We start from the raw sequence: 24,617 nt of genomic DNA, 5'->3' as shown, positions 1-24,617 counted from the left end.
GTGCCTTTGCCCAGGGGCTACGACCTGGTTGCCTCGCAGGAGATCGACACCACCCCGGTCTCGGGCCCTCCTGCCTGCTTCTCTCAGTCAAACGCGGTGACCACGGCCCGGCGACGCCATCCGGAGTGGACGCATCTACTCACCGTCATAGACAGCTAGTGATCGTTCTGCCTAAGCACGAAACAGTGGCGCGTCTTCTTCAGTATCAGCAGAGCAATCTGCGTGTGTCAGACTGCGACAGGTCCCGCGTAGTCGTCTGGATCTTCTGACGTATCCCTCACGGCGCCAGCTGACCAGGCACGCCGATGCCCCCACAGGTCCCAGTCGAGGCCGAGTTCGTGCCGCACTCTGGCGGGTGGATCACACACGCAGTTGTCTTCCCACTCGTAGCACACGAGGCACACGCCGCAGGCCCGGCATACCCGATCGACCTCGTCCGGGCCTGGGGGCACTTCACACATCGGGCATACATCGTCGTACCACTGGCCGTATGTGGACAGGTTCCGCTGGTAGTCCTTATTGGAATACCAGATCCCGTTGTCCCAGACACCCGCATCCTCATGCAGTACATAGGCTTGGTGGTCGTACCGCGGGTCGACAGTGAGAATGACGACCTTGTTGCGTCGGCTGAGCCATTTCTCCATGCGTTTGCGGGCGCGACGCGTACCGAGGGGCCCGAAGGGTTCCGTCGCGAGGAAATCTTCGGCGAGGATACGGGTGTCGCTGCGTGGGTCATCCTTCGCGGGCTGCACCCGCGCGGGCATGGTCCCGTTGTGGGCCAGCACAGTACTGACATCACCGCCCACGCGGAACGGGTGACAGTTGGCCACCGTGATCTCGCCCGCAGTCGCGATCCGGCTGTGAAACAGCGCCGGACCATCCGGATACGTCTCACGCACAGCCACAAACTGCTCGATCAACCTCTGAGCACCCATGTCCCGCTCTACCAAGATCCGTCCATCGGCCACGATCGCGAACCCATGACCATCAGAGTTGATCACCGCACCATTGATCAGCGCCTGCGCATCCGGCATCACGTTCTCCGGGAAGAAAGTCAGCATGCACACTGAAGTTCCTCCATCTCCGCCCACAACGGAGCAAACTCAGACCGCTCACTAACCCACGCCGCGAACGCGGGCCACTCCCACCCACCACACCGCACAATGTCCCGAGTAGACAACAACCGCGTGTACTCCACCGACGCCACAGCCAAACCAATCGCCGCCTGCGCCTGCTGCCGCTTCAACGTCCCCGCGAACACCCGCAACTCCAACGTCGCATCATTCTGAGTATTGATCGCCTGATACCTGTTGCTTTTCTCCCCTTTCGCGTAATGCTTGATGTTCCGTCGACCACCAGACCCAAAGTCGGCATGAGGGTTCGACCCTCGACGGGCAAGAGTGACCACTTGACGTTGGTTGCGGTAGAAGAACTTCATCCACCGATACAGGTGACACGGCCCATCGAACGCCTCACGGCTCACGTGCACGTGCAGCCCGTTGGCGTCAGCGTCGCAACCGAGCCAGGTCAACGAGTCCAGAAAAGTCCAGGGGAACTGCTCCATTGCCCAGGCATAGGACATCGGATGCGAGACGATCTCGAAGCCCTGCCCACGGATCGAGCTGTCCTCCTTCAAGTATCCGACGGTGCCGAGGTGTTTCAGCACGGTGTGTGCAGCGTCTCGCACACGTCCATCGGGTGTACTGACCTCCAGTTCGATACCGACGAACAGTGGTCCGTCCCCTTGGAACTTTGGCTTAGGCTTGTAGCTGTAGCTGTGAATGACAGTCGACCTTCGACCGGCGTGGCAATCGGCGCAATAACCCCCCTCAGAGACAAGAACGCCGCATTCAGCGCAGGACCAATAGTGCGCATCCGCGCACAGGGAGCAGATCGGCACGCTGTTCTCGTTGAGTCGCGCGTGGCGGTCATATCGTTGACAGTGGTCACATCGGAGGTAGTGGTGTTCGCGGATACAACCGCCGCAGAGTGTCCTGTCGTCGAGTGTCTCGTGGTCTTCCGCCGCCTGGGCACCGCAGTGCTCGCAGCCTGACGGCGCAGGGTGGTCCGTCGTTGGGGACAGCTGGGTTTCAGGCTGTTCGGCGGCGGTGTCAGGTGCGGACGGTGGGTGACCTGGCCGCTGACCGACCAGTTCGGACATTCGACTGAAGGCACTGCCCCGGGACGGTGGCCGATGTGTCCGCTGGGCGGCTTCCTCGGGCTGGCCCCAGTCATCCACAGCCAAACTGGGCTCGGGCATTGCAGGAACCTCATTTCCTGAAATGTCAAAGAACCCGGTGCGAGAGTCGCGATCCCGCACCGGGTTCATCATGTGGTTCATCAAGCGAGATCTGAAAACGGGATTCCGGTCGGCGATATCCGGCATCAGGCACTGGTCGTGCTCTGTGGTTCGAGGAGTCGTTGATCGGTGTTTTGACCGTCAGAGGCGGTCAATTCGTCTCAGAAAGGGGGAAATGATCGGCTAGAATGCTCCGTTAGAGCCAGCGCACGTGCTTCACGGAGACTTGTGTTGTTACAGACCGGATCGGAGTCACGCGGGCGGCGGCATCACCGGTCGTGCTCAGCGAGGGTGGGCAGCATCGGGGCGTCCGGGTTGAACTGCGTGGGGATGCTGGGACCTCCGATAGGTCGAATCGAGTCAGCTGCGGCGTCACGCCTGAAACCGGAACCTTGCGGGGCCTGCCCCAGGACGATATGGCCCGGCTTGTAGGTCGCGTCGTCACCGACAACAACACACGTGCAGTTGTCGACCAGCTCGTAGCAGTCCAGACAGGAGCAGCACGTCCCACATACTCGACCGGCGCTATACGGGTCTGAGGGAGCACCGCAGGCGCCGCACCCGGTGCCAGTCCAGCGGAGGTGGCCGTATGGGAGGCCGCGGTAGTCGTCGTTGGAGTACCAGATCCCGCGATGCCAGATGCCCTCGTCTTCGTGCAGCACATAAGCCTGGCGCCGATACCGTGGGTTGACAGTCAAGATCACGACCTTGTTGCTGCCGGTGATCCACTTCTGCATTCGTCTGCGTGCGCGCTCGGTACTGAGAGGCCCAAACGGCTCACCGGCCAGGAAGTCCTCGGCGAGGATGCGGGTATCGCTGCGTGGGTCGTACTTCGTGGGCTGTACCCGCGCGGGCATGATCCCGTTGTGGGCCAGCACAGTGTTGGCGTCACCGCCGACGCGGAACGGGTGACAGTTGGCCACCGTGATCTCGCCCGCGGTCGCCAACCGGCTGTGAAACAGCGCCGGGCCGCTTGGATACTCCTCACGCGCGGTGATGAACCGCTCGATCAACTCGCGACCATTCATGTCCCGCTCGACTATGATTCGCCCGTCAGCCACGATGGCGAACCCATGTCCATGAGGATTGAACGCTACGCCATTTCCCAACGCCGTTTCGTCCGGCGTCACGTGCTCCGGGAAGAAGGTCAGCATGCACACTGAAGTTCCTCCATCTCCGCCCACAACGGAGCGAACTCAGACCGCTCACTAACCCACGCCGCGAACGCGGGCCACTCCCACCCACCACACCGCGCAATATCCCGAGTGGACAAAAACCGCGTGTACTCCACCGACGCCACAGCCAAACCAATCGCCGCCTGCGCCTGCTGCCGCTTCAACGTCCCCGCGAATACCCGCAACTCCAACGTCGCGTCATTCTGAGTATTGATCGCTTGATAGCGGGAACCTTTCTCCCCCTTCGCGTAGGACTTGACGCTGCGGCGTGCGTATTCGTCAAACGCCGCCCAATCGTTGGATTCGCGGCGCGCGAGGGTGACGACTTCCGGACGGTTGCGGTAGAAGAACTTCAGCCATCGATACAGGTGACACGGTCCGTCGAAGGCGTCGCGGCTCACGTGAACATGCATGCCGTTGAAGTCGGCGCGGCCACCCAGGTCGTTGAGGGTGTCCAGAAGGTTCCATGGGAAGTGTTCGATCGCCCAGCCGTAGGACATGGGGTGAGAGACGATCTCGAAGCCTTGGCCGTTGATAGAACTGTCTTCTTTCAAGTATCCGAGCGAGCCCAGCTCGTCGTCCGCGAGCTCAGCCGCGTCTTCGAGTTTGCCGTATGGGATGCTGACCTCGAGTTCGACGCCGACAAACAGGGGTCCGTTGCCGTGAAACCATGGCTCGGGTTTGTAGTACGAGCCGTAGATGCGAGTGGACGCCTCGTCGTCGTCCTCGTCGTCGTCGCAGTCGATGCAGTAGTACGCGCCAAGCTCAACGAGGGTGTTGCATGCGGTGCATGATCCGTATGAGCTGGCACAGTTGCTGCAGTAAGCGCTCCCGTGTGCATCCAGGTCTGGGTATCGGTCGTACCTACCGCAGTCCTGACACCTGCGGTAGCCCAAGCTCCGGGCGCAGGGTCCGCACAACACGTTCTCTGACGTTGTGCGCAGGAACGCCGGTGGCTCATAGCACTCGTCACACACAGGTTGCGGCAACGACTCTCCGGCGATGCGCTCATCGCGCAGGCGCAACTCGTCGTGGTCCGCGGCGTCCTGGTCCTGAACTAGTGCGAGGCTGGCACGCTGTGCACTGGATTCGGGGTGCGCGTAACGCGGCACGTTGCTGGCGAAATAGAACTGGTCGTAGTCGTCCACGGCCACACTGGGTTCAGGCATTGCAGGAACCTCATTTCCTGGAACGTCAAAGAACCCGGCGCGGGAGTCGCGATCCCGCACCGGGTTCACCGTGTGCTGTCGTCTAGTGAAGACAGGCGTATCTGGCGTCTACTGAGGAGTCAGGCCTCTATGATCATGAGATCACTGCGTCCTATTGGGACCATCTCGACAAGATGGATGGGACGTTTGATTGAGTCGGCTGAATGGCCGCTCGAGCCCTCCTGCTCGTTCCCTTCCCTCTTTCATCCCATCGAGTGCGGGATCGGGGTGGTGTCGATCTGCGCTGGGCGGACCTGGTGGTGGCCGCAGTGCAAGGGTGGGGCCTCAAGATGCTTCGGAGCTTGCGGAGAAGGATCTTGGGGTGCCTTTGCACTGCGGCCACCACCAGGTTGCCTCGGAGCAGATCGACACCACCCCGATCCCGCACTCATTTCTCCCTTGCATCTGTTCAGTGATGGCATGTCTTCCCTGGCGTGCACTGCCCGGCCGATGTAGACCCGGCCATACCAATGTCGGTCAGAGGGAGGTCCTTCCGGCACCAACGTGCACGCTGTTTTGTCGCTGCTCGGGTGGACGCTGACGTGTCCGATGCCGTCCAGACGAACTACGATCGGTGGGCCGAGATGCCGCTGATCGGAGAGCAGTCGTCTGTCGGCTTCCTTGCGGAAGTGAGTCGGCGGTTGTCGAACCACGGCCTGCGCGCGGCTCGTGGTTCGTGGCAGCGGTGTTGCGGCGATCGCCACACCCACGGTCAGGTCGCGCCACGTTGTCGCGTTACGCGATCGGGGTCTCGTCCTTGTCGAGACTCACCGACTGCGCGACGTCCGCCGCGGATGCCACCAGGACGGCTATACGATCCCTGATCATTCGGTGGCACGCGAACGACATCGCCGAGGTGACAGGACCGGGAACCGCCATGAGCGTGCGTCCGAGCGCGGTGACAGAGGTCGCGCTGTCGAGCCACGCGCTCCACTGTCCGGCCTCGACCACGACGGTGCCGGATGTCAGGACGGCGATCAACCTATTGCGTGCCGCAAAACGCCGCCGAGCAGGCGGTGCGCCGGGCGGATACTCACTGATGACCAAGCCGCCTTCAGCGACTCTCTCCAGCAACTGACGGTGCCTCCGGGACAAGGACCGGTCGATGCCATGCCCCAGAGCCGCGATCGTCGCACCGCTCTTGACCAACGCGCCGAGGTGCGCTGCACGGTCAACCCCCTCAGCGGAAGCGGACATCACCGTGATGTTGCGTTCGGCGAGGCCGTCGGCGATCTCGGCGGCTATGTGCGTGCCGTAGGACGTCGCCGATCGAGCCCCGACAACGGCCACCGCTCGACGAAGCAACGGCCTCAACCGGCCCGTGCCCTGAACCCACAGTCCCAGCGGGGGCACGGCCCATGACAGGCCTCTGGCGTGCGCCTGGGTCAACGCGACCAAAGCATCGGCCGGCCAGTCCGCGTCCTCTGGGATAAGCAGCCGAGCACCCGTCTGGTGTCCTCGGGCGAGATCGATCTCGACGTCACGATGAGTGAGATGTCGTTGCGCGTCCGTCTCGGCGCGCACACGGTCTGCCAGCGCTCCGGTCCGAACCCGCTCTGCGGCGGCCACTGCCCCGGCCTCGGCGACGAGCTGTGTGAGGTACGGGGCTGGCGGCTCGGCCACACGCATCAAATAGGCGCGAGCAAACCGGATGTCTTCTAATGTGGACATAGTTCTCCCCTGCGAATGTTTGGCGGACATGACGGCGTCGACGTTCCGAACGCACTCAGGCTGTGGATGACGATGGCTGCACAGGTGGTGGCGCTGTCGTTGGCCTTGTCGAGGTGCGCCGCGATGGTGTCTGTTCGTTGGTACGGTGGTGCTGCTCGTGGCGTCGTCGAAGCTCTGCCAGCGGCAGGGGCCGGACCACGCCGCCGCGTTGTTCCTTGAGGATGGCAACGTCGCCGTGCTTGGCGCGAAACTCTTGTTCTCGTTGCTCGTAGTCGTGGTAACGGTCTGGGTGGATCATGAGCAGCCGCAACCAATGGCCGTGGCCGCCACGCACGCACCATCCGGAGCAGTTCGCGTGACTGAAGCCTTCCGCATAGGCCTCAGGCGGTGTCAGGCCGAGCACGCGAGCCTCGTCGAGCATGGCGGCCTTAGTCAGCTTCGATTCTGACATCAACGGGAATTCGACCCGCCATGGGTGCCAGCCCGAGCGGATAGCGGGGACGCGGCGGGCCTCGGTCGCGTCGATCCCGACATACAGCGTGGCGATGTCCGGGGCAGCATGCTCGGTAAGCCACTGCCGAGCGGGCTTCTGCTTGAGCAGCTTGGAACACGGCGCGATCCGCGAATTGCCCAGGAAATGCGAATCCCAATACACGTCGAATGGAGTGCGACCGTCGGCCACTCTCACCAGCGGCACACCCATCTGCTGCGCCGACGTGTGCAGGAAGCGGTACAGCGATGGCTCCTCGATGAGTGTGTCGCTGAAGAGGAGCACAACGTCGTGACGGCCGTAGCGTTCGATCACGCGTTGAGCGGTGGCCCAGCTACCGATGCCGCCTGAATACTGAATTACGTGCACACCGTCTAGTCCTCCCGTTTGTTGTTGTAAGGCTTCTTGTTCATCTCAGTCCAGTTCGCGGCGAGGGCCGGTATACGCGGTGGGCCGACTACCGCATCGTCTTCGTGCGGGCGACGGCAGACGTGATGGCGCTGTTGACGGTGAAGGCGAGTGGTTAGTGGCTTGCGGGGCCCGAAACAGTCTCAATCGAGGGCCGTGGTTAGAAGATGTTCGGCAGGCGCCACGTGACGGGCCGGACACGCAGGGGGCGCGTGCCAGCGTAGGAAGCGGCGAGGTTGCCGTGGTCGATGATGACTCGGTAACCAGCGAGCCACACGGCGAACCAGGGTTCGGCAGCAGCGCCTTGGCGGGCCGCCGCATCGGGCGCCGAAAGCATGTTCGTGTCCAGGCGCGGCGGGAACGAGCGGTAGTGATCCAGTCGTCCGCCGATCATCGGGCAGGAATCGCTGGTGTACGCGGCGCACCAGGGGTGCAGGGCCGGTTCGCTCGTGCATTGGCGCGGCAGGTCGGACAAACGCATCAACAGCACATCTGGTGGACAGGCGGTATCCCGAACGTGCTGTATTCCCGCTTGGACGGTGTGCATCTGATCGAGGCCGTCGGTGTCTGTCCGGCTTGCCGGATCCATGCGCGGCTCTTGCGGACCGCCGCCGGACGACGATGGCGGCGGCGGGCGGGCGGAACTGCGGCCAGACAGGATCGTTTCAGCAACCGGCGTGATTGTGCCTTGATAGTCGGGTGGTCGTGCTCACTCGGATGGGTGGCTGATCTTCTGATCGTTCGTCCGGCAGCGGAGGCTTGCGGTGGCATATCCGTGTCCTGAGAGGCGGCGAACGATGAGCAAGCGGAGGCGGCCGCAGTGGAGGCGTGCCGGGTGATGGGAGGACCCGCCTTGCGATCTGGACGAAACCGTTCTGGCCGTTGCCGGATAGCGGGACACCGGAACCGGCGGGGTTGACCGCCGAGCAGCGAGCGCAGCGCGAGCACGGGGTCACTGTCCAGGCTCGGCGTTCACCGCCATCGCCGGGAGTTCGTCGGGATCCGGTGAACGAGGCGCTCAATGCTCGGGCAAACCGACGAACGTGACCGCGGTGCCCGGTCGGCCGCCTCTGTGGGGTCGGGGCCGTTGCTCGAGGGTGTTGGCGTGGCCTGAGGCTGTCAGCGTCCGCGCAGAACCCCGGTAGGGAGGTCCTGCGCGGACGCCCTTCACTGCGGATCAGTCGGCGTCATCGTTGCGATCGGCTGCTTCTTGCGCGCGGTCGTCGAACCCGCTCTGCGCGGTCGTTATCTGGAGCTAATACAAGTTTCCGCTGCTCAGAGCGTTGCCTGAATGTGAGGGACGTAAGGCATTGCAGGCGCAAGACAGTCAAGGGTGCCCTCGACCCATGGGCTATCGCGGATCCAGGCCGGTTTTCGGTTCCACCATGCGGCTGCGGAGCCGGTGGTCAGGGGCTGCCTTTGCTTCGTTCGAGGGCATGGGCTAGTCCGGTATTGGCTCGTGTTTCTTCGTGGGTCAGGCCGATTTCGTGGCAGTGGGTCAGTGCTTGGCGGTATCGGGCCGCTGCTTGGGCCGGTCGAGAGGCGGCCATGTAGGTGTCGGCGAGGTTGTTGAGGATGGTGGCGCGAAGATCATGAACGCTGTGAGTCGCCACGATTGCCAACGCCTCCTCGTGAAGGGGCGCAGCGGTGTCGTGATCACCAAGCGCCACGTGGACGGCAGCTGTGGCGGTCAACGCCTCCGCTTCGATCATCTCGAAGTCGGTATGGGACATGTCGAGTACGCGGTGCAACAGTTCCAGCGCGGCTTGGTGTTTGCCCTGGTTGTACTCGACGAGGCCGAGCCCGAGCAGCGCACGGAGTTCACCTTCGCGGTCATGCAAGGACTGGGCGTGTCGTAGTGCGAGCTGAAACTGCTCGTGTGCCTCCTGGTGGCGGCCGAGACGTCGATACAGCAGGCCACGGCCATGATAGCTGCGCCCGACACGGACCGAGGGACCGATTCGTTCGATGACCGGCAGTGCCTCGTCGAAGGCACGCAGCGATTCGGTGTACCTGCCGCCGCGTTCGTACACCATGGCGAGCCCGATCAGAGTGACCGCCGCGCGGCGGTCGTCACCGATTGATCTGAATAGGACCAACGCCGCGCGCATGTGTTGCTCTGCCTGCTGGTAGGCACCTTCAGACCGGCACAGCGCGCCCAGCCTGGACACGGCTCGGCCTTCGACAAGCACGCTGCCCGCGGCGCGGGCGAGGGTGATTGCCTCTTCGTAGTGGGTGCGAGCCTCGGTCCGCCGACCGAGGTAGTGACACGCGGACGCCAGGTCCACCAGCACGTGCGCCTCAGCGGCCTGGTCACCCAGGCGGCGGGCAGATCGCAGCGCGGCGCATTGGACGTCATGCCGGTCCTGGGCGTGACCGGTATGCGAGTGAAACGGCACCAGGGCCTTCGCCAGTTCGACGGCCTGTGCGTCGAGCTGCGCCTGGGTGGCGGCACGTACCGTGGCCAGCAGATTGTTTCGTTCCCTCTCCCACCATCGCATCGCCTGGTCTCGATCAGTGATCGGCGGCAGGTTGTGTTCGGCAGCGCCCATGCCGGGGAGTGGGTCGATGACGCTATGGGCGTGTTGCACGGCGGCGATGAAATAGTCGAGTACCCGGGCAAGCGCGGCTTTGCGCTCGCTCGCGTGTTCTTCGCGGTCGGCGGTGTCTCGTGCTTGTGCGCGTAGCAGGTCGTGGAAGGTGTACCGGTCAGGGGCGTGTTCGCGCAGCAAGTGTGCGTTGGCGAGGTGCTCCAGTGCGTCGCGTGTGTCGTGCACGGAGAAACCGCACAGGGCTGCCGCGGTATACGAGTCGAAGTGGTGACCTGGGTACAGGCCAACACGACGGAAGACTTCCCGGTGCCGCGTGGTGAGATCACGGTAGGACAACTCGAACGCTCCGGCGACGCTCCGGTTGCCCGCCGATAGTTCGACCAGTCTGTGCTGCTGGTCGCGAAGCCGATCGGCCAGGTCACGCGGAGTCCAGGAGCTTCTGTGTCGCAGGCGAGTCGCGGCCAGTCGGATCGCCAGCGGCAGGTAGCCGCACAACCCCGCTAGCTTGACCAGCCCCTGCTGGTCCTCGATCGGGCGTTGCACGACCCGCGTGAACAGTTCGACCGCGTCGGGCTCGGACATCGGTTCCAGCGACAGGTGCAGTGCGCCGTCCAGGTCTGCCAACTTGTGTCTGCTGGTGATCAGGACCAAGTGCCCTGACGACCCGGGCAACAAGGGCAGTACTTGTTGGGCGTCCACGGCGTTGTCGAGCAGGATCAGCATTCTCCGGGCCGCGAGCCGGGAACGCCACAATGCCGCTGAATGCTCGAGTTCATGGGGCAACTGGCCGTCGGGAACACCGATGCGGCGCAGCAGGATCTCCAGTGCCGCGGCAGCCGACACGGGTTCTTGATCAGGCGTGTAGCCGTGCAGATCGAGAAAGAGTTGCCTGTCCGGGAACAGCTCCGCGCACTGGTGCGCGAGGTGCAGCGCGAGGGTCGATTTGCCGCTTCCGGCCATGCCGTCGATCGCGATGATCCTGATCGTCTGGCTGGAGCCGGAGGGCACTGCCGCGAGACACGTCGCGATCTCCTGGGTGCGGCCGGTGAAGTCAGGCAGGTCGTAGGGCAGCGAAGCGTGGACAACAGGTTCGTCTGCTGATGGCTCGCCTGGCCGCGCGGCCGGGACACGGCGACGGGCGGCCGCGGCCGCGAGTTCAGTGCGCTGCTCTTCGGTGAGCTGCAGTGCGTCGGCCAGCGACTCGATCGTGCTGCGGTGGGGGTGGCGCCGTTCACCCCGTTCCAGTGCGCCGATGGCCTGTCCGCTGAGTCGCGCTCGTTCGGCCAACGTCTCCTGCGTCAGCCCGGCCGCGACGCGGTGCTGCCGCAACAGCTTGCCCAACGAGCCCGGCGTACTTACTTCCACAGTTAAGTGTAGGGGCCGGTTGTAGAGGTTGTCGCTGGTTTCGCTCACCCGATGTCGACACGCTGCTACTGCACGTCACCGAATCGAAGGGGCGACATGAGATCGAAGTTGCGCGCGCTGACCGGCGCGGCGATCGTCGTATTGGCAACGTCTGTGTCGATGTCGAGCGGGGCAAGCGCTGCGCCAGCCCCCTCGAACGGCAGCCGATCATCGGCTGTGCTCGTGGGCGGCCGGTGCAACGGCTCGTGGGTTAACGTCAATGCCACGGTGGAGGCACAGTCCAGGCCGCAAGCCGATAGCGGCTACGTCTTCACTCTGTATGCGGGAGAAACGGTTCCCTGCCGCAAGATCGTGGTCGGTGTGGATTACAAGGCCTGCGGCGTCAACGACGCCAACGGCTGGATTCTCGTGCAGGACGACCTCCGGCGTCACGACGGAACACCGGGCTGGTCGGGCTACATCCCGAGCGTCTGCACCAGCGACAGGTAACCGGCTCCCTCGAGGTCCCGGTGCCTGACAATCCTGCGGGCATTACACCGTGTGCTGTGCCTCGCTTCGAGGGGGAGCGACGCACAGCCGGACCGGACACCGCTGCAACCACACCGCCCACGCCAACACCGCGAGGCTCGTCGCCGCCGGCGCGTCCACGCCCACCCGAGACCGTGTGATGTTCCGGACCGCTCAGCTGAGCCACAGAGCGCCGTTCTTCCGTCGGATCCGATCGCGCCGGCGCGAACACGCGACAAAGAAAGGGGGTGGACATCCGTCCCGACTGGAAATGCCTGAAGGACGCCATGTAGGTGCGGTGTAGGCCAGCTCGGTAATTTCTTTCAGATCGACGAATCAGTGATGGGGTTGACCATGGAATTCAGTGGAGCGCTGCGCCGGCTCGCCGGAGCAGGCACGGCGGTCGCGACGGCGCTGCTGATCACCACCGCTCCCGGAGCGGTCGCGGCGGCCACCACAGAACACAAGGCAGAGCCGTGCGGCTATTACACGGCTGGCCTCAACGCCTACTACAACAACTGCGGAACGACATCCGTCAGGATCAAGATCGACAGGAAGCCGCCGAAACCGGACGAAGACCGGTGCCTAAGCCCTGGAAACCATAATCTCGGGCCAGCCCAGGACATCATCCGTCTGGTGTTCGTCGGTACTGGCTGCTAGTTCCGGCGCTGGACCGCGAAGACAATGCGGGCGTCCGGCAGATACCACACTCACACACCGGCAACATTCCGCTAATCGGGCACTAATGACATCTATTTGACCAGATCATTGGAGGGATTGTGCGCAGGATGAACATCACCAAGGCCGCATTGACCGCTGTAGCGAGTACAGGTATCGCGCTAGCAGTGATGAGCGCCCCATCGGCGTCGGCGGGCACGCTGGCGTGCGGCTGGGACCCTGACGCGGCCAAGAACGTGGCCTACTACAACCACTGCGCGTCGTCGGGCAACGTCGTGATCCGCGTCGAACAGCACCATGGCAACCCGGGCTTCGACCGGTGCGTTGGCCCGCGCCGCACTCCCCTGGGCAGCCTGTCTGACATCAGGTACGCCTGGTACAAGGGAAAGACCTGCTGATCACACACGCGGGTGGACGGTACGCCCGTCCACCCGCAGGCAGCCCCCTAACACGGTGGAATGCTGGCCAGCGGGTAGACCGGCACAGGTTCCGTAATCATGGAGTTGCGACGCTCTGTGATCAGCGGGGAGACCTGTGCCTGCACCGCCATCCTGGCCAGACGCCGTCGACGACGCCGCACCTTCACCGACAACCCAGCTGTCTTTCAGGCTCTGCCGCCTCGTCACCTACCGTGATGACAGCAGCGCATGGTGCTGTGGTGGGGATGTTATCGCTGCTTTGCGAGCCACTCGTCGAAGGTGGTCGGCGCGATGCGGGCACCCACACGGGGCAGCAGTACATCACCAGCCATCGCTGGGCGCTAGTCGTTCTCTTGCCGGGCGGCGAGGTAGTCGGTCCAGTTGGTGCGGGCGTAGCCGAGCCATTGGTTGGCGGTTCTGATGTTGATGCCGATCATGTCGCTGACTATGACAGCTGGGAGATCGGTGACCAGCATGGCCATGGCTGTGTTGTGTGCGGCGGGGGTGCCGAGGTCATGTCGGAGGAGCTGAACTCCGAGCGATTCGGGTCGAAGCGGTCGGTTGGGGACGGTGCCGGGGAACAGGTAGTGAATCTTGCCGGGGATGACGCCGCGTTGGTGGTTGACCAGCTGCTGGTCGATCAGCACGGCGAGGCTGGGCGGTAAGAGCACAGGATTCGCGCGGAGGGTGAGGAAGGTGTCGTTGTTGTCGTGGTGAACGCGGTCGGCGGTCAGCTCCGCGACGCGTGTGAGGGGCATGGCATAGAGCCGGACCAGCGCCCCTGCGATGCGGGCCTCGGCGGGCAGGGCAGGGTCTGTGAGGCACCGTCGGAGTTGGTCGATGTGGTCTTCCTCGTCGAGGAACCGCGTTGGCAGTGCGCGCCGCTGGTGCGCGATGGCCAGTGGTGTAGTGATCTTGCGTGCCGTGGTCCAGCGCAGGAAGGCGCGTGCGCGTTGTCTGGTGGTTGGCCCGGTGGTGATCCAGAGGTCGACGTGAGCTTGGGTGATCGAGGTCAAATCGGTGTGCTGCTGATCTATCCACGCGAGGAACTGGATCGCCGAGCGGACTTTGCTGCGGTCGCGGGTGGCCGAACTGATGGTGTAACCCTTGCGCGCCGCCGTGCGTCGCGCACTGCGCAGGACGTCCCACTCGATGAACGGGCGCAGGTAGCGCAGGTGGTGGGCGGGGAGGTCGGCCAAAGCGGCGTTGATCCAGGGGCCAAGCCTGGACAGCTGTTCCTCACGGGGCGGCAGGATGTCGATCGCGACGAGGGTGGCGCGCAGGTAGTCGACGTTCTTGTTTGGCGGCAAGGCGTCGAGGTGGTCGTGACTGATGGTCGAGTGTTTCTCGACCAGGTCGGCAATGAGTCGGACGACGGGGCTGGTACGCAGCCACGCGATGACCGACCGCGGGTTGGTTGCCCTGATGAGTGCTTCCTTCAGCGGCAGTAGCTGTGCCGTGACTGGTCGGTCGCCGCGGCTGAGCAGGTCGGAGGCTCGATCGCTGACCACGCAGCGGGCACAGCGGCCCTCGGCGTAGAGGTCGCCGGGATGCGCGCAGGTGAGGCAGGTGAAGGTGACGTCGACGCCAGCGCAGGGCCCGCAGATTCGTCCGCCGTCATCGGCGCGGCCCACGAGCACGCGGGTGGTGTCGCAGCGCGTGCAGGGTGCGGGGTTGCGGGTGGCTGACGAATAGCAGCTGGAGCAGATCGGGCCCAGCGGCCAGTTCGCTTGAACGTGGCGCCGTCGTCGGCAGAGTCGGCAGGATCGCGGTGCGCGGGGGCGGCAGTTGGTGCAGATGAGAGCGCCGCCGCGGAAGCGGGTGACGTTGTCCAGAGTGCGCGCGCAGATGCTGCACGTATCTCGGCGTCCGCGGTAGCAGCGGACGCAGACGTCGGGCTGTCCGTTGACGGCCTGTTTGGCGATCGGTCGGTCCAGGCCACACGTTCCGCAGATGCGTGGCGGGGAGCTATAGCACTCGCGACAGACCGGCCCCTGGTCCTGGTCGTTGGCGTGGGCTGGGGCGAGGGTGCCGCAGCGGGAGCACTCGTGCCGCGGGCGTGGGGCGCAGGACATACACAGCCACGACTGTGGACCGGTGCGCCGCCCCGGTTCGCGCATCGTCCCGCATTCGTCACAGAGCCGCAGGCGTGCCGGGTCAGCCCGATAGCAGCGTCGGCAGGTACCGATGCCCTCGGCCGAGCGCGTGACGATGTCTCCGATCTCGCCACAGTGATCGCACGGCCGTTGACTGGCGCGGTCTGCGCAGCGCGCGCAGACACGGCCGGACTCAGCGCTTCGGGGCAACATGATCCCAGCGCGCCCGCAACTCGTGCAGGCCCGCTGCGTGACCGCATCACCATGCCCGGCACCGTCGAGGGCCAGCAGCAGACGGACCAGAGATCCGGGACAGTGCGCGGGCGGCGCGGTCAACGCCTCCGGTTCGGACCGGATGTACAAGACGAGCGGACGCAACGTCCGCGGACCGCTCACCGCAGCCGAACGCAATATCGCCTCGACCGCCTCCTCGCTCAGCCCCTGCCCCACAACCACTCGGACATAGGCGACCAGTTCAATCAGCGCGTCCTGCAGAGAGCCCGCGTAGCGCGACCGACGTCGACGCTTGTCCGTTCGCGCAGGTGTCATTCGCCGGGTCGCCGGATCACGGTGCGCCGCGCGACCGGCGGCGGTACGTCGGCAGACGGGGCCACCCCGTCGGCGGTCTTGCGGAGTTGCTGGTTGACCACCGCCGGCTCGATCAGATCGTTCGGAGTGCACGCGAGAATGTCGCAGAGCGCCACCAGCACATCCATGTTCAACCGCTGCGGCGGCTGGGTGACCAGCCGGAAGACTTGCTCGCGGGACAGCACTACCCCGCGTTCGGCCAGCAGTGGGACCAACTCGGTGGTCTGGAACAGCTTCCGCTCGGCCATCCGCTGCCGCAGATGCCACTCGTAACCCATCTTCCTGATCACGATCCACCATCCCAGTCCCGACCGAGCCGCGCCCGCAGCGACGACGTCAACAGCTTGTTGCGGTACTCGTTGCTCACCCCGCTGTAGATCGCCGTGGTTGCTGCGTGCGAATGACCCACTTGCTCCTGCACAAACCTCTCCGGGTAATCGAACTCGATCAGATGTGTGACAAACGAATGCCGCAGACAGTGAAGATCCAGCGCCGGATCCAATCCAGCGTCGTCGCGGGCGACCGTGAACGCGGTGTTGATCGACTTCGGTGACAGACGCCCGACTCGCTCCGTGACCCACAGCGCCGGATGACGTCCCGGCGCGAACTGCGGACGAACCTCAATGAGCCAATGCTCCAGCGTGTCGACCACCCAGCTCATCTCCGGCACCGTCAACACCGTGCGCCGCTTGGGCGGTCCACCACGACTGGCCTTGCCGTAGCGCACCATGACGCTCCCCGCCTCGCGGAACATCGGCGCTTTATGGTTACGACGGACATCCACAAGGTCCAACTTGGACGTTTCGGTCCGACGCAAGCCGAACGCGTACACCATCTTGAGTACCGCCGAATCTCGCAGCGCGCAAAGCGCCCCTTTCCGGCCCTGGCCTCTGATCCGTGCGACTCGCGCGTCAGCCGCGTCGAACAACGCCTGGATCTCGTTGTAGGACAACGGCCTTCGTCGGGGATCGCCTTCATACTCGGCGACGTGCGCCACCGAGTTCCCGTCGTGGAAGACGACCTGCGGCACCTCGCCAAAGCGGTCCGCGCACTCCCGTAACCACCCGTAACGGCCGTCGAGAAGATACTCGACGAACAGGCCGATCTCGACCTCGTAGCCACGCCCAGTGGACACCTTGATCCCATGCGGACCGCCACGCAGGTGGGAGATGAACGCCTCGCCCTCTGCCGGCGTCCACTGCCACGGATACAGACCGGTGAACTCCGCCATGCGACGCACCAGCCGCAAACGCGGCTCCACGGTTGACGCACGGAGGAACCTCGCAGCCTGTTGACGCGCCCACCCATCCAACATCGCGTCGAACACAGCCCGCTCCGGATCGAGGTGGACGACGTTGCCCGCCAACACAAGACCCACTGAACCAGGCGCTTCGATCTTCACACGTCCGTTGTATCAGATGCATCATTGATGCGTGCGTGCGGTTCCCGCAGATCGCATCCGTCAGCCGCCATGCGACCGCCTACGAACCGTGGCGCGTCGACCAGCAGAAACGACACCTGTCTCGATGGACGAATGTTGTATCAAATGCAATTCCTCCTGTTTGGCGCGGTGCTCCAGCGGGCGGCCACACACTCCGCACCACCGGTCGACCAAGGCGCGGCCCATCCGATCGTGATCGACTGAGCCGAACAGGTATCGGCCATCGGCCGTGCGTGGCGTGATCCAAGGCACGACCAATCCACCCACAGTCGGGAGGTGCTGAAGCGACAACGGTATCGGCGGCACGGTGACGTCGGTCATGACCCTTTCTCCTGTCTCCATGTGATTGTCGCGTCGAGCTTTCTCAGAAAGGCCGCGTGCAACGCCGAAGGTAGGGAATGACGACGATGCGATCGGGAACTCCCGTAGCCGCCCACTACCTGCGCCACTGCGCGTGCCGCAGGCGATGGGTGCGAAGCAGCAACGGCCGGTCACTCGCGGAGAGATAGCCGGCATGTTGGCTGTTGCTCAGTCGGCAGACCCGGCGATAAGAAGGTCGCGCGGGACTCGGCTACCGTCAGGGTGCGAGTGTTCGCTACTCACCGGCCAACCGGTCCGGCAACTCGCTGATGGTCTGACCGCGCGGTTCCCACCGTTCGCTGCTGTGTCGAGGGGACCGCGCTGGAGATCTCGTGAGCCAGCGCTAACGCGGCCCTGGCTGAGCAGCAGACCACGCTGCTGATGTTGGTCGCTGGACCCCGCCGCAGCAAGGCGGCCTGCGTATCTCGTAGCGACTTTAGACGGAGGTGCAGGCCGCCGCAGTGGTCCAGGGGAGGTTGTCAGCCGCTACGCGGCGGGTAGATCTGACCGGCTGGCTGCTGGGTGGCGGGAACGGCCGGCCGCGTGTCGCGCTGGGTCGCGGGCAGTATGTCGCGCAGCGCCTGCAGGAACCTGGTCGTTGGCATGCCGCTGTCGATGGTGAGGCGTAGCAATCCGCCGAGGGTATGTTCGGGCTGTTCGTCGTCGGCGATATCGAGAGCAGTGTTGGCGAGCACGCCGTCTCCCCTAGCGAACGCGTGGACGGCCAGGAGCACGGCCGGGTCCGCTCGCCACCCCGGCGGTGATTCGCGTGTGAGTACCAACCACAAATTCTCGGCGGCGCTGGCACTGTCGGCGAATACGTGATTGATACACCAGTCGCGGACGCCATAGCTGGTCAGGGCGACGGCCAGCTGCACGATGTCATCGTCGTGAGCTGGCAGTTGGCCGTCGACGGCGGCGATGATCGCGTCGTTCACCACGGCGCGCGCCGCTTCGACTGTCTCGGCGTCCGGCTCCGTCCTCTGGGAATGGGCTCCTTGGCTGAAGGTGCGCTGGCACCGTTGCGCCATGTCAGTCCGTCGCCGGACAGTCGTGGCATCTGTTGCTGGGCTGAGTCCGGCAGCAAGCTCGTCGCGACTCCTGAATATCCGGTGTCCGGTGGCGATACGACCCAGGCTCACGACATTGAGGGCGGGATCAGGCAGCGTTCCCGCTTCAGGTCCCAAGTAACTTGCCCATGGCGCCGCTGTACGAATTGAGCCGGTCCACAGCGCGGCCGTGATCGGTACGTTGATGGCGCGCATCTGTTCGCCCAGGAGGCGGAGAAGCTCACGGTGTGGTAGGTCAAAGCCTGGTGATTCATCGACGACAATCAACGCCACCGACCCGTTCGGGATGCCGTTGGTCTGGACTGCACGGCGCAGTTGGAGGGCGAGGGGCAAGTAGAGGTCTGCGGTCGGAATATCGACTCGCAGTGCTGTCGCGATCTGGCGCATCCCTTGCTGTCCGGATTCGATCACCACGATGAGGGATCGGGTCGGTTCGATGCCCAACAACGCTGGGATGGCAGCGATCAGGTCCGCTGGTGTCTTGAGCCGTACGCGGGATAGATCGTGGGGAGGCAACGTGGATCCTTTCCAGAGATGGGTAACGGCTGGTGATGTACGTCGCGCACCTGGCGATGGCACCATGCGCGAAGTTGCGCCAGGCGGCCCGCGCGTCGATGTCGCTGAGATGGCCCGGCATCTATGCGATGCGGTTGACCCGTGTGGCATCTGAGGCGCGTCGAACGCGGCCGGTTGTGTTGGTCAGTCGCCGCGGCAGTCGGCTGCCGTAGAGCAGGCCGTCTTTGATCGTCCGGTCGGCTTCGCGGAACGGGATGCGTCGTCGCTCGGCGGCGGAAAATAGGGCCGCGCGGACATCGCCGTCGTTGAACTGGCCGCCGGCGACGAGTCGTCCCAGTGTGATCGCCGCCCGGAGCAGCGATGTGTGGGCGGTCCGGGGCCGTGCGAACTCGACGCTGTGGGTAACTGTGTCCAGGTAGGCCTGTGTGCGTTCGTCCGATAGGCGGACGTGGTCGCCGTGGTACGCCTCGTAGACGATGTCGAGTTCGGGTGGGGTGAACAGTGCGCGCATCCAGTCGGGCAGTGGGATGATCGGTAGTCGTCGGGTGACTGTGTAGGTGCCGTTGGGTAGGTCAGTTCCTGCGGCGACGACGAATCCGCCCGGACCGCGGCTGTCGACTCGCCATCCGGCCGATGCGTTTGTGTTGCGTAGTTGTGTGTGTGGACTGTCGCGGTAGTAGAGGTGGGTCCCGCCGGATGGTGTGCGCACGGTGAACGTGTCGGGAAATGGTTGGCCAGCTTGAGTGGCTAGACGTTCCAGAACGTCTCGCCCGTGCCGTGCGCCGGCCCATTGCTCAGGTGCTGTCTCCCCGGCGGCGGTGTCCAGGTCGACGACGTAGAGTCCGGAGGGGCCTGTTGCGATACCGACGCCCAGTGAAGGAGCGGCTCGCCACCAGGCGCGGATCTGGTCTGCATCGCGTGTGGCGCGTTGTTCCCACCCTTGATGTTCTCGAGGACAGGATTCGCGGTTGTGGCAGTCGTCCTGTCCGTGCATGGCAGGCTTCTTGCTGCCTGGCCACAAGGGAAACACGTAGTGCCCGTCCCGTGCTGCGGTGAGCGCGGCTGCTAGTTGATGTGGCACGCGAGCTCTGCGCGGGGCGGCGCGAGCCAGGCGTAGTGATCGGGAAGTTCTTCGCGGTCGTTGGGTGGTCGCTCGTGGATTCACGTGGCTGTCCTTCAGCCGATGGGGCCCATGGATTCCCGCAAGGTCGACGTTGCCGGCCGGTGATGATGACGGTCAGGTCGTCGTGCTTCGTCGATGTGTCGAGCGTTGGCGCGGCGTCGCGTAGCTGCATTGGACGCGCAGGGTGTCGTGCATGCCGTCGCAGTTGATGGCGGCAAGAACCCGATCTGGGTCAGCCAGCTTCGCTCTGGCCTTCGCCTCAAGATCGTCCAGCTCAGATCCGAACAACGCCTCGCGGTGGTCGATGTCGCTGACCAGGTCCTGGTGTTCCGGCATCGTCGATGGCCAGAGCCGAATGAACAGGCTGTATGGCTCAATGGTCAGGGGGACCGTCACGCTGATCTGATGAAGAAGGGTGAGGATCTCAGCGTTCGTGCCGGGACGTGTGTCGTCGTCCTGAGCGACGCGGTCCAGAATCTCGCGGCAGTGCGCGCGAAACAGCCTTTCCGGCCGTACGGTCACATGCGGTGAGTCCGTCAGTAGGCCGAAGCTGTGCCATATTCTGTCTTTGCTGGCAGGATGGCGGGCCATCGCCTTGGCGATTTCCTCCTCTGCCACCTTCCTTCCGCCAGTGGCGGAGTCGTATACGCGCTCCAGTTCGCGGAAGACATCGATCGAGGGATTGCGGGATGAACGGTCAGGTTTGGTGGTCATGTTGGTTCTCCGAGTTGGAACCGCGCCATCGAGGACGCGTAGGCACCACGCGGACGAATGCGCTACTGGTCACCGTCGATGGTTTCTAAGGCGCCCGACGTTGGATGCCGGGCCGGGAATCGTGCTGGGCCGAATGCGGCAGCAGCGGCGGCGGTGGAGTCGCATAGGTGCATTCATCCCAGCGAACCGGCCGCTGATCCGATAGGACGCACTCTGGCGCGATTAGGATGGACGGACGCTGTCCATTGAGGTCGTTCGTGACGCCGCCTTCGGCTGGCGGGTAAGCACTGTGCATCCGGCAGGCGCAGGTCGAGTTCTCCGTTGCCGATGCCGCCGCATCACCGTTGCGACCGGGAGCCTCGTGGCCTGGACAGGCGCTCGTCGTGCGGTTGGCCGGTAACAAGGTTGATGCCTCCGCCCCGCCCCTTCGCCTGGACCATGAGTTGGTTGGCCACGATCATCGTGCCCGCCAAGTCAGGTCGGGGAACGTCGGTGAGGTCAACGGCCCCGAGGCTGGCTCCGAGGAAGAACGTTCGGACCTCCATGGCGTCAATCGGCCCGCCGTGCTGCGTGCGATCGGACGGCAACTCCAGCGGAGCGGCGATGGCCTGCACGAGGCGGTATAGCACCTGGTGGATCGTTTCGTGGGGCTGTGGTGTGATCACTGCGGCGAACTCGTCACCGCCGTACCTGCCTGCGAACCCTCGGCCGCGTAGGACGGCCCGGATTCGTCGAGCGGTGACGGCCAAGGTCGCGTCGCCGATGTCGTACCCCCAGCGGTCGTTGATGGCTTTGAAGCGGTCCAGGTCGATGAAGACGAGAACCTGGCCGCCGCGTCGGAGTGCTCGACGGGCTCGACGGTGAAACTCGCGGCGCACGGGGAGGTTCGTGAGTTCGTCCATGCGCCATGTCCGTAACTGGCGCCGTTGCACAAGAGCAACAACGAGGAGCACGGCAGCAAGAACGTAGCCACCCATGGGCGTCAATGGGCCGATCGTTGCCATGGGGGGAATTCCTTTCGTCAAGGTCCGACGGTGCGCTCGGCGAGGCGTGGTCCAGCCGGGCATCAGTCAGTCATCGCTGCTGGCTCACGAACGTGTTCGCTTGCCGATGACGTCGCGCAGCGGCTGCTGAGCACGCGTTCCCGCGTTCCGCTTGGGCAGGCTGAAGGGGGCGAGGTGCGGGTGGGCGCGGTCTTCACCCACGAGCCAGGTCACGCGCGATCAACGCCAGCGACCAGGTGTACGGTCCCACCTACCTGGCACACCAGGTTGAGGTACACGTCGATGCTCACGAAGCTGAGCATTCCGATCCGATCCCAGACTTGCCCTTGATAAGGCGTAAGGCGGCGGCTCTCGGACCACACCGTTCCCCGGGGCAAAAACGCGGCGACCATCGGTCCGGATAGCATGAATTGGCTCTCGACATGCCGGTCGAGGGCATCGAGCCGCGCCACGGGCGTGGTGGACCGAACGTCGTGTTCGGACAGAAAGCCGTCGAGGGGCTGGTAGGACGTGATGTCGGTCTGATGTCTGGTTCACCCGTCGATGTAGTCGGGGCTCTTCACCGCGTACAGGTGATTGGCGGACCTGACGACCACAAGCTGAACATGTGCTGGGGATGTAGTGAGACTGGGCATTGAACCTCCAGAGGATCCGTGCTTGAGCTGCCCACACACAGCGGTCTGCGGCACCCCGGCACGCATCTGTGCTCTGTATTCACCTGCGGTGTCGTGTCCGGTCGGTGGGCCGCACTCCTGCGTAGTGCCGACGGGTACGTGGTCAAGCCGCGATCCCTTCCGCGGCTTGACCACGTACCGGCGGAACTACAGAGTGCGGCGGCTCCACCGACCCGGACCGGTCCACCTATCCGGCCTATGACGCGTGCTCGGCTCTCGGCGCGCTTCTACGCGACGTCTGCCAGCTCCCGTGTCAGATCGGTGGAACTGTCATCGTCGGTTGCATCGGCGTACTCGCCCTGGTCGGTGTGAGCCTCGTCCTGTCCCCGGGTGCCGGGCGGAGTGTCGCCGGTGTCGTCCGGCAGTTGGATGGCGTCACCGGCATCAGTTCCGCTGACTGTGTCGGCATCGGAGTCGGGCTCGGCGAGGTCGGACGAACGCGTGTCCTGGTCATCATCAGTCGCCGTGCGAGCTCCCGCGGGAGCCAGATGTGGCCATTTCACGGCATCAGCGGTCGGATCCAGGACCAACTGCTCCACGTGCAGGGCTTTGTATTTCAACGTGTTCAAGGCGGTGAAGAAGAACTGGTCCTCGGCGTAGGGCGAGCGCCAGGTCGTCTTGGAGTGCTCGGCGTCGTAGTACTCCTCAAACGCGGCGAGGACGATCGCCAGCATGATTTTGCCCTTGACCACGATCGACGCGCGCTTGCGCTTGACGTCGATCGGGTGCTTTGCACCGGGCTTGGGCGCCTTGAGCCCGAGCAGTTCACAGGCGAACACGTTGCCCTTCATCTTCGCCTTCTGCAAGCGGTCGCCGGGCAGGTTCATCGCCGCGAGAACAATGTCCTCAGCCGCCGCTGACAGGGGTTTGTCGCTGGCGAGCAGCTCAGGGAAGAACTTGTCACGCAGCCACGCCCGGCGTCGAGGCAGGGCATCCTCCAGCCACTTCTTGTTGTTGGCTCGGGCCCGGCTGCTTTCCGCGTTCTTGAATGCGGCGGCCGCCGCGGCCGCCGCCACGCCCGATTCATCTCGTACGTGGCCGTGGTCGGTGTAGTTGACGCAGACGTAGGTCACCGTCGGTTCGCTCCATCGAGCCGGGGTGACATAGGCGGCGTGTCCTGGGCAGTGCGTGTGGTTGTCCACGGTGAGCACTGCGGGGTCGTCCGCACTGACTACGAGATTGCTGAGCTTTTCGGTCGTGTCCGGGAGGTCGGCATCGACAACCGTGGTTCCCGCGTCGTCGAGCTGGCCGACGGTGTCCTGTACGGCAACGACGACCGTGTCGACGTGCCCGTGGAGGGCGAAGTCCGCACAGACGTAGGTGATCGTCGGCCTGCTACCGAAACTTGGCCGCACGACTGCCCCATGCCCTGGGCAGTCGGTGTGCGTGTCCACGGTGAGCACTGTCCGGTCGGTGCTGCTGACGTACAGTCGGTTCAGCGGCAGTGTCGTCGCGCCGGGAAGTTCGTCGCGGCCTGCGGTGCCGTCGGCCTCGAGTACGGTGACTCCGGTCTCCCGCAGTTCGTCGCGGACAGCGTCAACGGCCTCACGTCGCTCCCGCTCGGCGCGCAACGCCCGTACCGTGTAGTCGAACTCGTACGGATCGTCGCGCAGACTGGTCACCAGTTTCTCGTGTGCGGGCTCGTCGTCCTCGAACTCTGACAGAGCCAACAGAATCAGCAGGTCCCACTCCGGGTGCTGCTGGCTGGCTGCGATGGTGCGTGGGCTCCGGGTCACCGCGAGGTTCGCGTTGACTACGTCCAGGTCCTGGCTGAGTTCGGCCGCGATCTCCTCGGGTGTTACGAACAGCGCAAGCTCGGCCATGAGCTGGGCCGTGTCGCTGACCGAGAAGCCCTCCCGGTGGTGGTTGTAGATGTACAGATCGCGCAGGCGATGCCACTCTTTCTCGTCCACCGACTCAGTAACGGCGACATCGATGGTCGGCCGGACGTCGACGTACTTGCGCGCGATCAGCGTGCGACAGTGTCCATCACGGACCTGGAACCGTCCATCGCCGACTTCGTTGGCGATGACGGGAATGAGAACGCCGTGCCGCCGGATGCTGGCGCACAGTACGGGCTTCTCAGCCTCGATGTCCTCGATGGTGCGCGCGTTTTGATCGGTCAGTAGTTCCTCAGGGTTGACTTCGACAAATCGCCATTTAGACATGGCTGGTGGGTGTCCTTTCGGGTCGTGGGATTGGAGTAGCTGGACGCGCGACACTGCTCGGAGAGCGTTCGGATCGCAGGTGCCGTCACCT

At 64.4% G+C, this 24,617-nt stretch carries 20 protein-coding genes; 3 read left to right on the top strand and 17 right to left on the bottom strand.

Features of this window, described 5'->3' with window-relative positions:
- Positions 1 to 227: 227 nt before the first annotated feature.
- The 8 genes from AOZ06_RS04870 to AOZ06_RS04835 all read right to left on the bottom strand — a co-directional run bounded on the left by AOZ06_RS04870 (position 228) and on the right by AOZ06_RS04835 (position 11,216).
- Positions 228 to 1,061, bottom strand: coding sequence for a class II glutamine amidotransferase (locus AOZ06_RS04870; protein WP_054288318.1), 834 nt, complete (start codon positions 1,059 to 1,061; stop codon positions 228 to 230).
- The gene (locus AOZ06_RS58730) at positions 1,055 to 2,386 is read right to left on the bottom strand and encodes a hypothetical protein (protein WP_218921939.1); all 1,332 of its coding nucleotides are present in this window, start codon (positions 2,384 to 2,386) and stop codon (positions 1,055 to 1,057) included. The genes AOZ06_RS04870 and AOZ06_RS58730 overlap by 7 nt, the downstream gene beginning before the upstream one ends.
- Before the next feature lie 182 nt (positions 2,387 to 2,568).
- Entirely contained in the window at positions 2,569 to 3,453 is an 885-nt protein-coding gene (locus AOZ06_RS04860) for a class II glutamine amidotransferase (RefSeq protein ID WP_054288317.1), read from the bottom strand.
- Positions 3,447 to 4,703: a hypothetical protein gene (locus AOZ06_RS58725; RefSeq protein WP_218921938.1), complete on the bottom strand. Its 1,257-nt coding sequence runs from the start codon at positions 4,701 to 4,703 to the stop codon at positions 3,447 to 3,449. The genes AOZ06_RS04860 and AOZ06_RS58725 overlap by 7 nt, the downstream gene beginning before the upstream one ends.
- A 714-nt stretch (positions 4,704 to 5,417) precedes the next feature.
- Complete coding sequence (locus AOZ06_RS04850; protein ID WP_169798858.1) at positions 5,418 to 6,353, bottom strand: DNA-processing protein DprA; 936 nt, start codon at positions 6,351 to 6,353, stop codon at positions 5,418 to 5,420.
- Positions 6,354 to 6,408: 55 nt separating this feature from the next.
- Positions 6,409 to 7,158, bottom strand: coding sequence for a hypothetical protein (locus tag AOZ06_RS04845; RefSeq protein ID WP_179950808.1), 750 nt, complete (start codon positions 7,156 to 7,158; stop codon positions 6,409 to 6,411).
- 253 nt (positions 7,159 to 7,411) lie between these two features.
- Entirely contained in the window at positions 7,412 to 7,840 is a 429-nt protein-coding gene (locus AOZ06_RS04840) for a hypothetical protein (protein WP_179950807.1), read from the bottom strand.
- Between the two features lie 817 nt (positions 7,841 to 8,657).
- A complete protein-coding gene (locus tag AOZ06_RS04835) occupies positions 8,658 to 11,216 on the bottom strand; it encodes an ATP-binding protein (RefSeq protein ID WP_083471513.1) in 2,559 nt (852 codons plus the stop codon).
- Between the two features lie 48 nt (positions 11,217 to 11,264).
- Between AOZ06_RS04835 and AOZ06_RS55860 the strand changes: the two genes are divergently transcribed.
- From AOZ06_RS55860 to AOZ06_RS04815, 3 genes are all read left to right on the top strand, one after another.
- Positions 11,265 to 11,657, top strand: coding sequence for a hypothetical protein (locus AOZ06_RS55860; protein ID WP_157232829.1), 393 nt, complete (start codon positions 11,265 to 11,267; stop codon positions 11,655 to 11,657).
- Positions 11,658 to 12,029: 372 nt separating this feature from the next.
- Complete coding sequence (locus tag AOZ06_RS04820) at positions 12,030 to 12,335, top strand: DUF6355 family natural product biosynthesis protein (RefSeq protein ID WP_157232828.1); 306 nt, start codon at positions 12,030 to 12,032, stop codon at positions 12,333 to 12,335.
- A 128-nt stretch (positions 12,336 to 12,463) separates the two neighbouring features.
- The gene (locus AOZ06_RS04815; RefSeq protein WP_063809968.1) at positions 12,464 to 12,751 is read left to right on the top strand and encodes a DUF6355 family natural product biosynthesis protein; all 288 of its coding nucleotides are present in this window, start codon (positions 12,464 to 12,466) and stop codon (positions 12,749 to 12,751) included.
- Positions 12,752 to 13,113: 362 nt separating this feature from the next.
- On the opposite strand, the gene AOZ06_RS04810 is transcribed toward AOZ06_RS04815, so the two are convergent.
- The 9 genes from AOZ06_RS04810 to AOZ06_RS04770 all read right to left on the bottom strand — a co-directional run bounded on the left by AOZ06_RS04810 (position 13,114) and on the right by AOZ06_RS04770 (position 24,580).
- A complete protein-coding gene (locus AOZ06_RS04810; protein ID WP_083471512.1) occupies positions 13,114 to 14,412 on the bottom strand; it encodes a hypothetical protein in 1,299 nt (432 codons plus the stop codon).
- A gap of 1,001 nt (positions 14,413 to 15,413) precedes the next feature.
- The gene (locus tag AOZ06_RS04805) at positions 15,414 to 15,746 is read right to left on the bottom strand and encodes a helix-turn-helix domain-containing protein (protein WP_054288309.1); all 333 of its coding nucleotides are present in this window, start codon (positions 15,744 to 15,746) and stop codon (positions 15,414 to 15,416) included.
- Positions 15,743 to 16,858 (bottom strand): tyrosine-type recombinase/integrase, encoded by a 1,116-nt coding sequence (locus AOZ06_RS04800; RefSeq protein ID WP_218921937.1) that lies wholly within the window; start codon positions 16,856 to 16,858, stop codon positions 15,743 to 15,745. Before AOZ06_RS04800 ends, AOZ06_RS04805 begins: the two co-directional genes overlap by 4 nt.
- Positions 16,859 to 16,918: 60 nt before the next feature.
- Positions 16,919 to 17,218, bottom strand: a complete 300-nt coding sequence (locus AOZ06_RS53475) for a hypothetical protein (RefSeq protein WP_179950806.1) — start codon at positions 17,216 to 17,218, stop codon at positions 16,919 to 16,921.
- Between the two features lie 518 nt (positions 17,219 to 17,736).
- Entirely contained in the window at positions 17,737 to 18,909 is a 1,173-nt protein-coding gene (locus AOZ06_RS53470) for a DUF4192 domain-containing protein (protein WP_225953143.1), read from the bottom strand.
- Between the two features lie 55 nt (positions 18,910 to 18,964).
- Positions 18,965 to 19,924, bottom strand: coding sequence for a bifunctional DNA primase/polymerase (locus AOZ06_RS52980; RefSeq protein WP_063809967.1), 960 nt, complete (start codon positions 19,922 to 19,924; stop codon positions 18,965 to 18,967).
- Positions 19,925 to 20,080: 156 nt separating this feature from the next.
- The gene (locus AOZ06_RS04785) at positions 20,081 to 20,680 is read right to left on the bottom strand and encodes a hypothetical protein (RefSeq protein WP_054288306.1); all 600 of its coding nucleotides are present in this window, start codon (positions 20,678 to 20,680) and stop codon (positions 20,081 to 20,083) included.
- Between the two features lie 338 nt (positions 20,681 to 21,018).
- A complete protein-coding gene (locus AOZ06_RS04780; RefSeq protein WP_054288305.1) occupies positions 21,019 to 21,684 on the bottom strand; it encodes a GGDEF domain-containing protein in 666 nt (221 codons plus the stop codon).
- Positions 21,685 to 22,585: 901 nt separating this feature from the next.
- Complete coding sequence (locus tag AOZ06_RS04770; protein WP_157232827.1) at positions 22,586 to 24,580, bottom strand: ParB/RepB/Spo0J family partition protein; 1,995 nt, start codon at positions 24,578 to 24,580, stop codon at positions 22,586 to 22,588.
- Positions 24,581 to 24,617 lie beyond the last annotated feature (37 nt).

Source organism: Kibdelosporangium phytohabitans, assembly GCF_001302585.1.
In the GTDB taxonomy this organism is placed as follows: domain Bacteria; phylum Actinomycetota; class Actinomycetes; order Mycobacteriales; family Pseudonocardiaceae; genus Kibdelosporangium; species Kibdelosporangium phytohabitans.
The sequence above is the reverse complement of the archived record's forward strand: the minus strand, read 5'-3'. Positions and strand labels throughout refer to the sequence as shown.

Excerpts from the sequence above, each read along its gene's own strand:
- AOZ06_RS04870 (WP_054288318.1), bottom strand. The coding sequence starts at position 1,061 with ATGCTGACTTTCTTCCCGGAGAACGTGATGCCGGATGCGCAGGCGCTG.
- AOZ06_RS58730 (WP_218921939.1), bottom strand. The coding sequence starts at position 2,386 with ATGCCGGATATCGCCGACCGGAATCCCGTTTTCAGATCTCGCTTGATG.
- AOZ06_RS04860 (WP_054288317.1), bottom strand. The coding sequence starts at position 3,453 with ATGCTGACCTTCTTCCCGGAGCACGTGACGCCGGACGAAACGGCGTTG.
- AOZ06_RS04850 (WP_169798858.1), bottom strand. The coding sequence starts at position 6,353 with ATGTCCACATTAGAAGACATCCGGTTTGCTCGCGCCTATTTGATGCGT.
- AOZ06_RS04840 (WP_179950807.1), bottom strand. The coding sequence starts at position 7,840 with ATGGATCCGGCAAGCCGGACAGACACCGACGGCCTCGATCAGATGCAC.
- AOZ06_RS55860 (WP_157232829.1), top strand. The coding sequence starts at position 11,265 with ATGAGATCGAAGTTGCGCGCGCTGACCGGCGCGGCGATCGTCGTATTG.
- AOZ06_RS04820 (WP_157232828.1), top strand. The coding sequence starts at position 12,030 with ATGGAATTCAGTGGAGCGCTGCGCCGGCTCGCCGGAGCAGGCACGGCG.
- AOZ06_RS04815 (WP_063809968.1), top strand. The coding sequence starts at position 12,464 with ATGAACATCACCAAGGCCGCATTGACCGCTGTAGCGAGTACAGGTATC.
- AOZ06_RS53475 (WP_179950806.1), bottom strand. The coding sequence starts at position 17,218 with ATGACCGACGTCACCGTGCCGCCGATACCGTTGTCGCTTCAGCACCTC.
- AOZ06_RS53470 (WP_225953143.1), bottom strand. The coding sequence starts at position 18,909 with ATGGTGCCATCGCCAGGTGCGCGACGTACATCACCAGCCGTTACCCAT.
- AOZ06_RS04785 (WP_054288306.1), bottom strand. The coding sequence starts at position 20,680 with ATGACCACCAAACCTGACCGTTCATCCCGCAATCCCTCGATCGATGTC.
- AOZ06_RS04780 (WP_054288305.1), bottom strand. The coding sequence starts at position 21,684 with ATGGCAACGATCGGCCCATTGACGCCCATGGGTGGCTACGTTCTTGCT.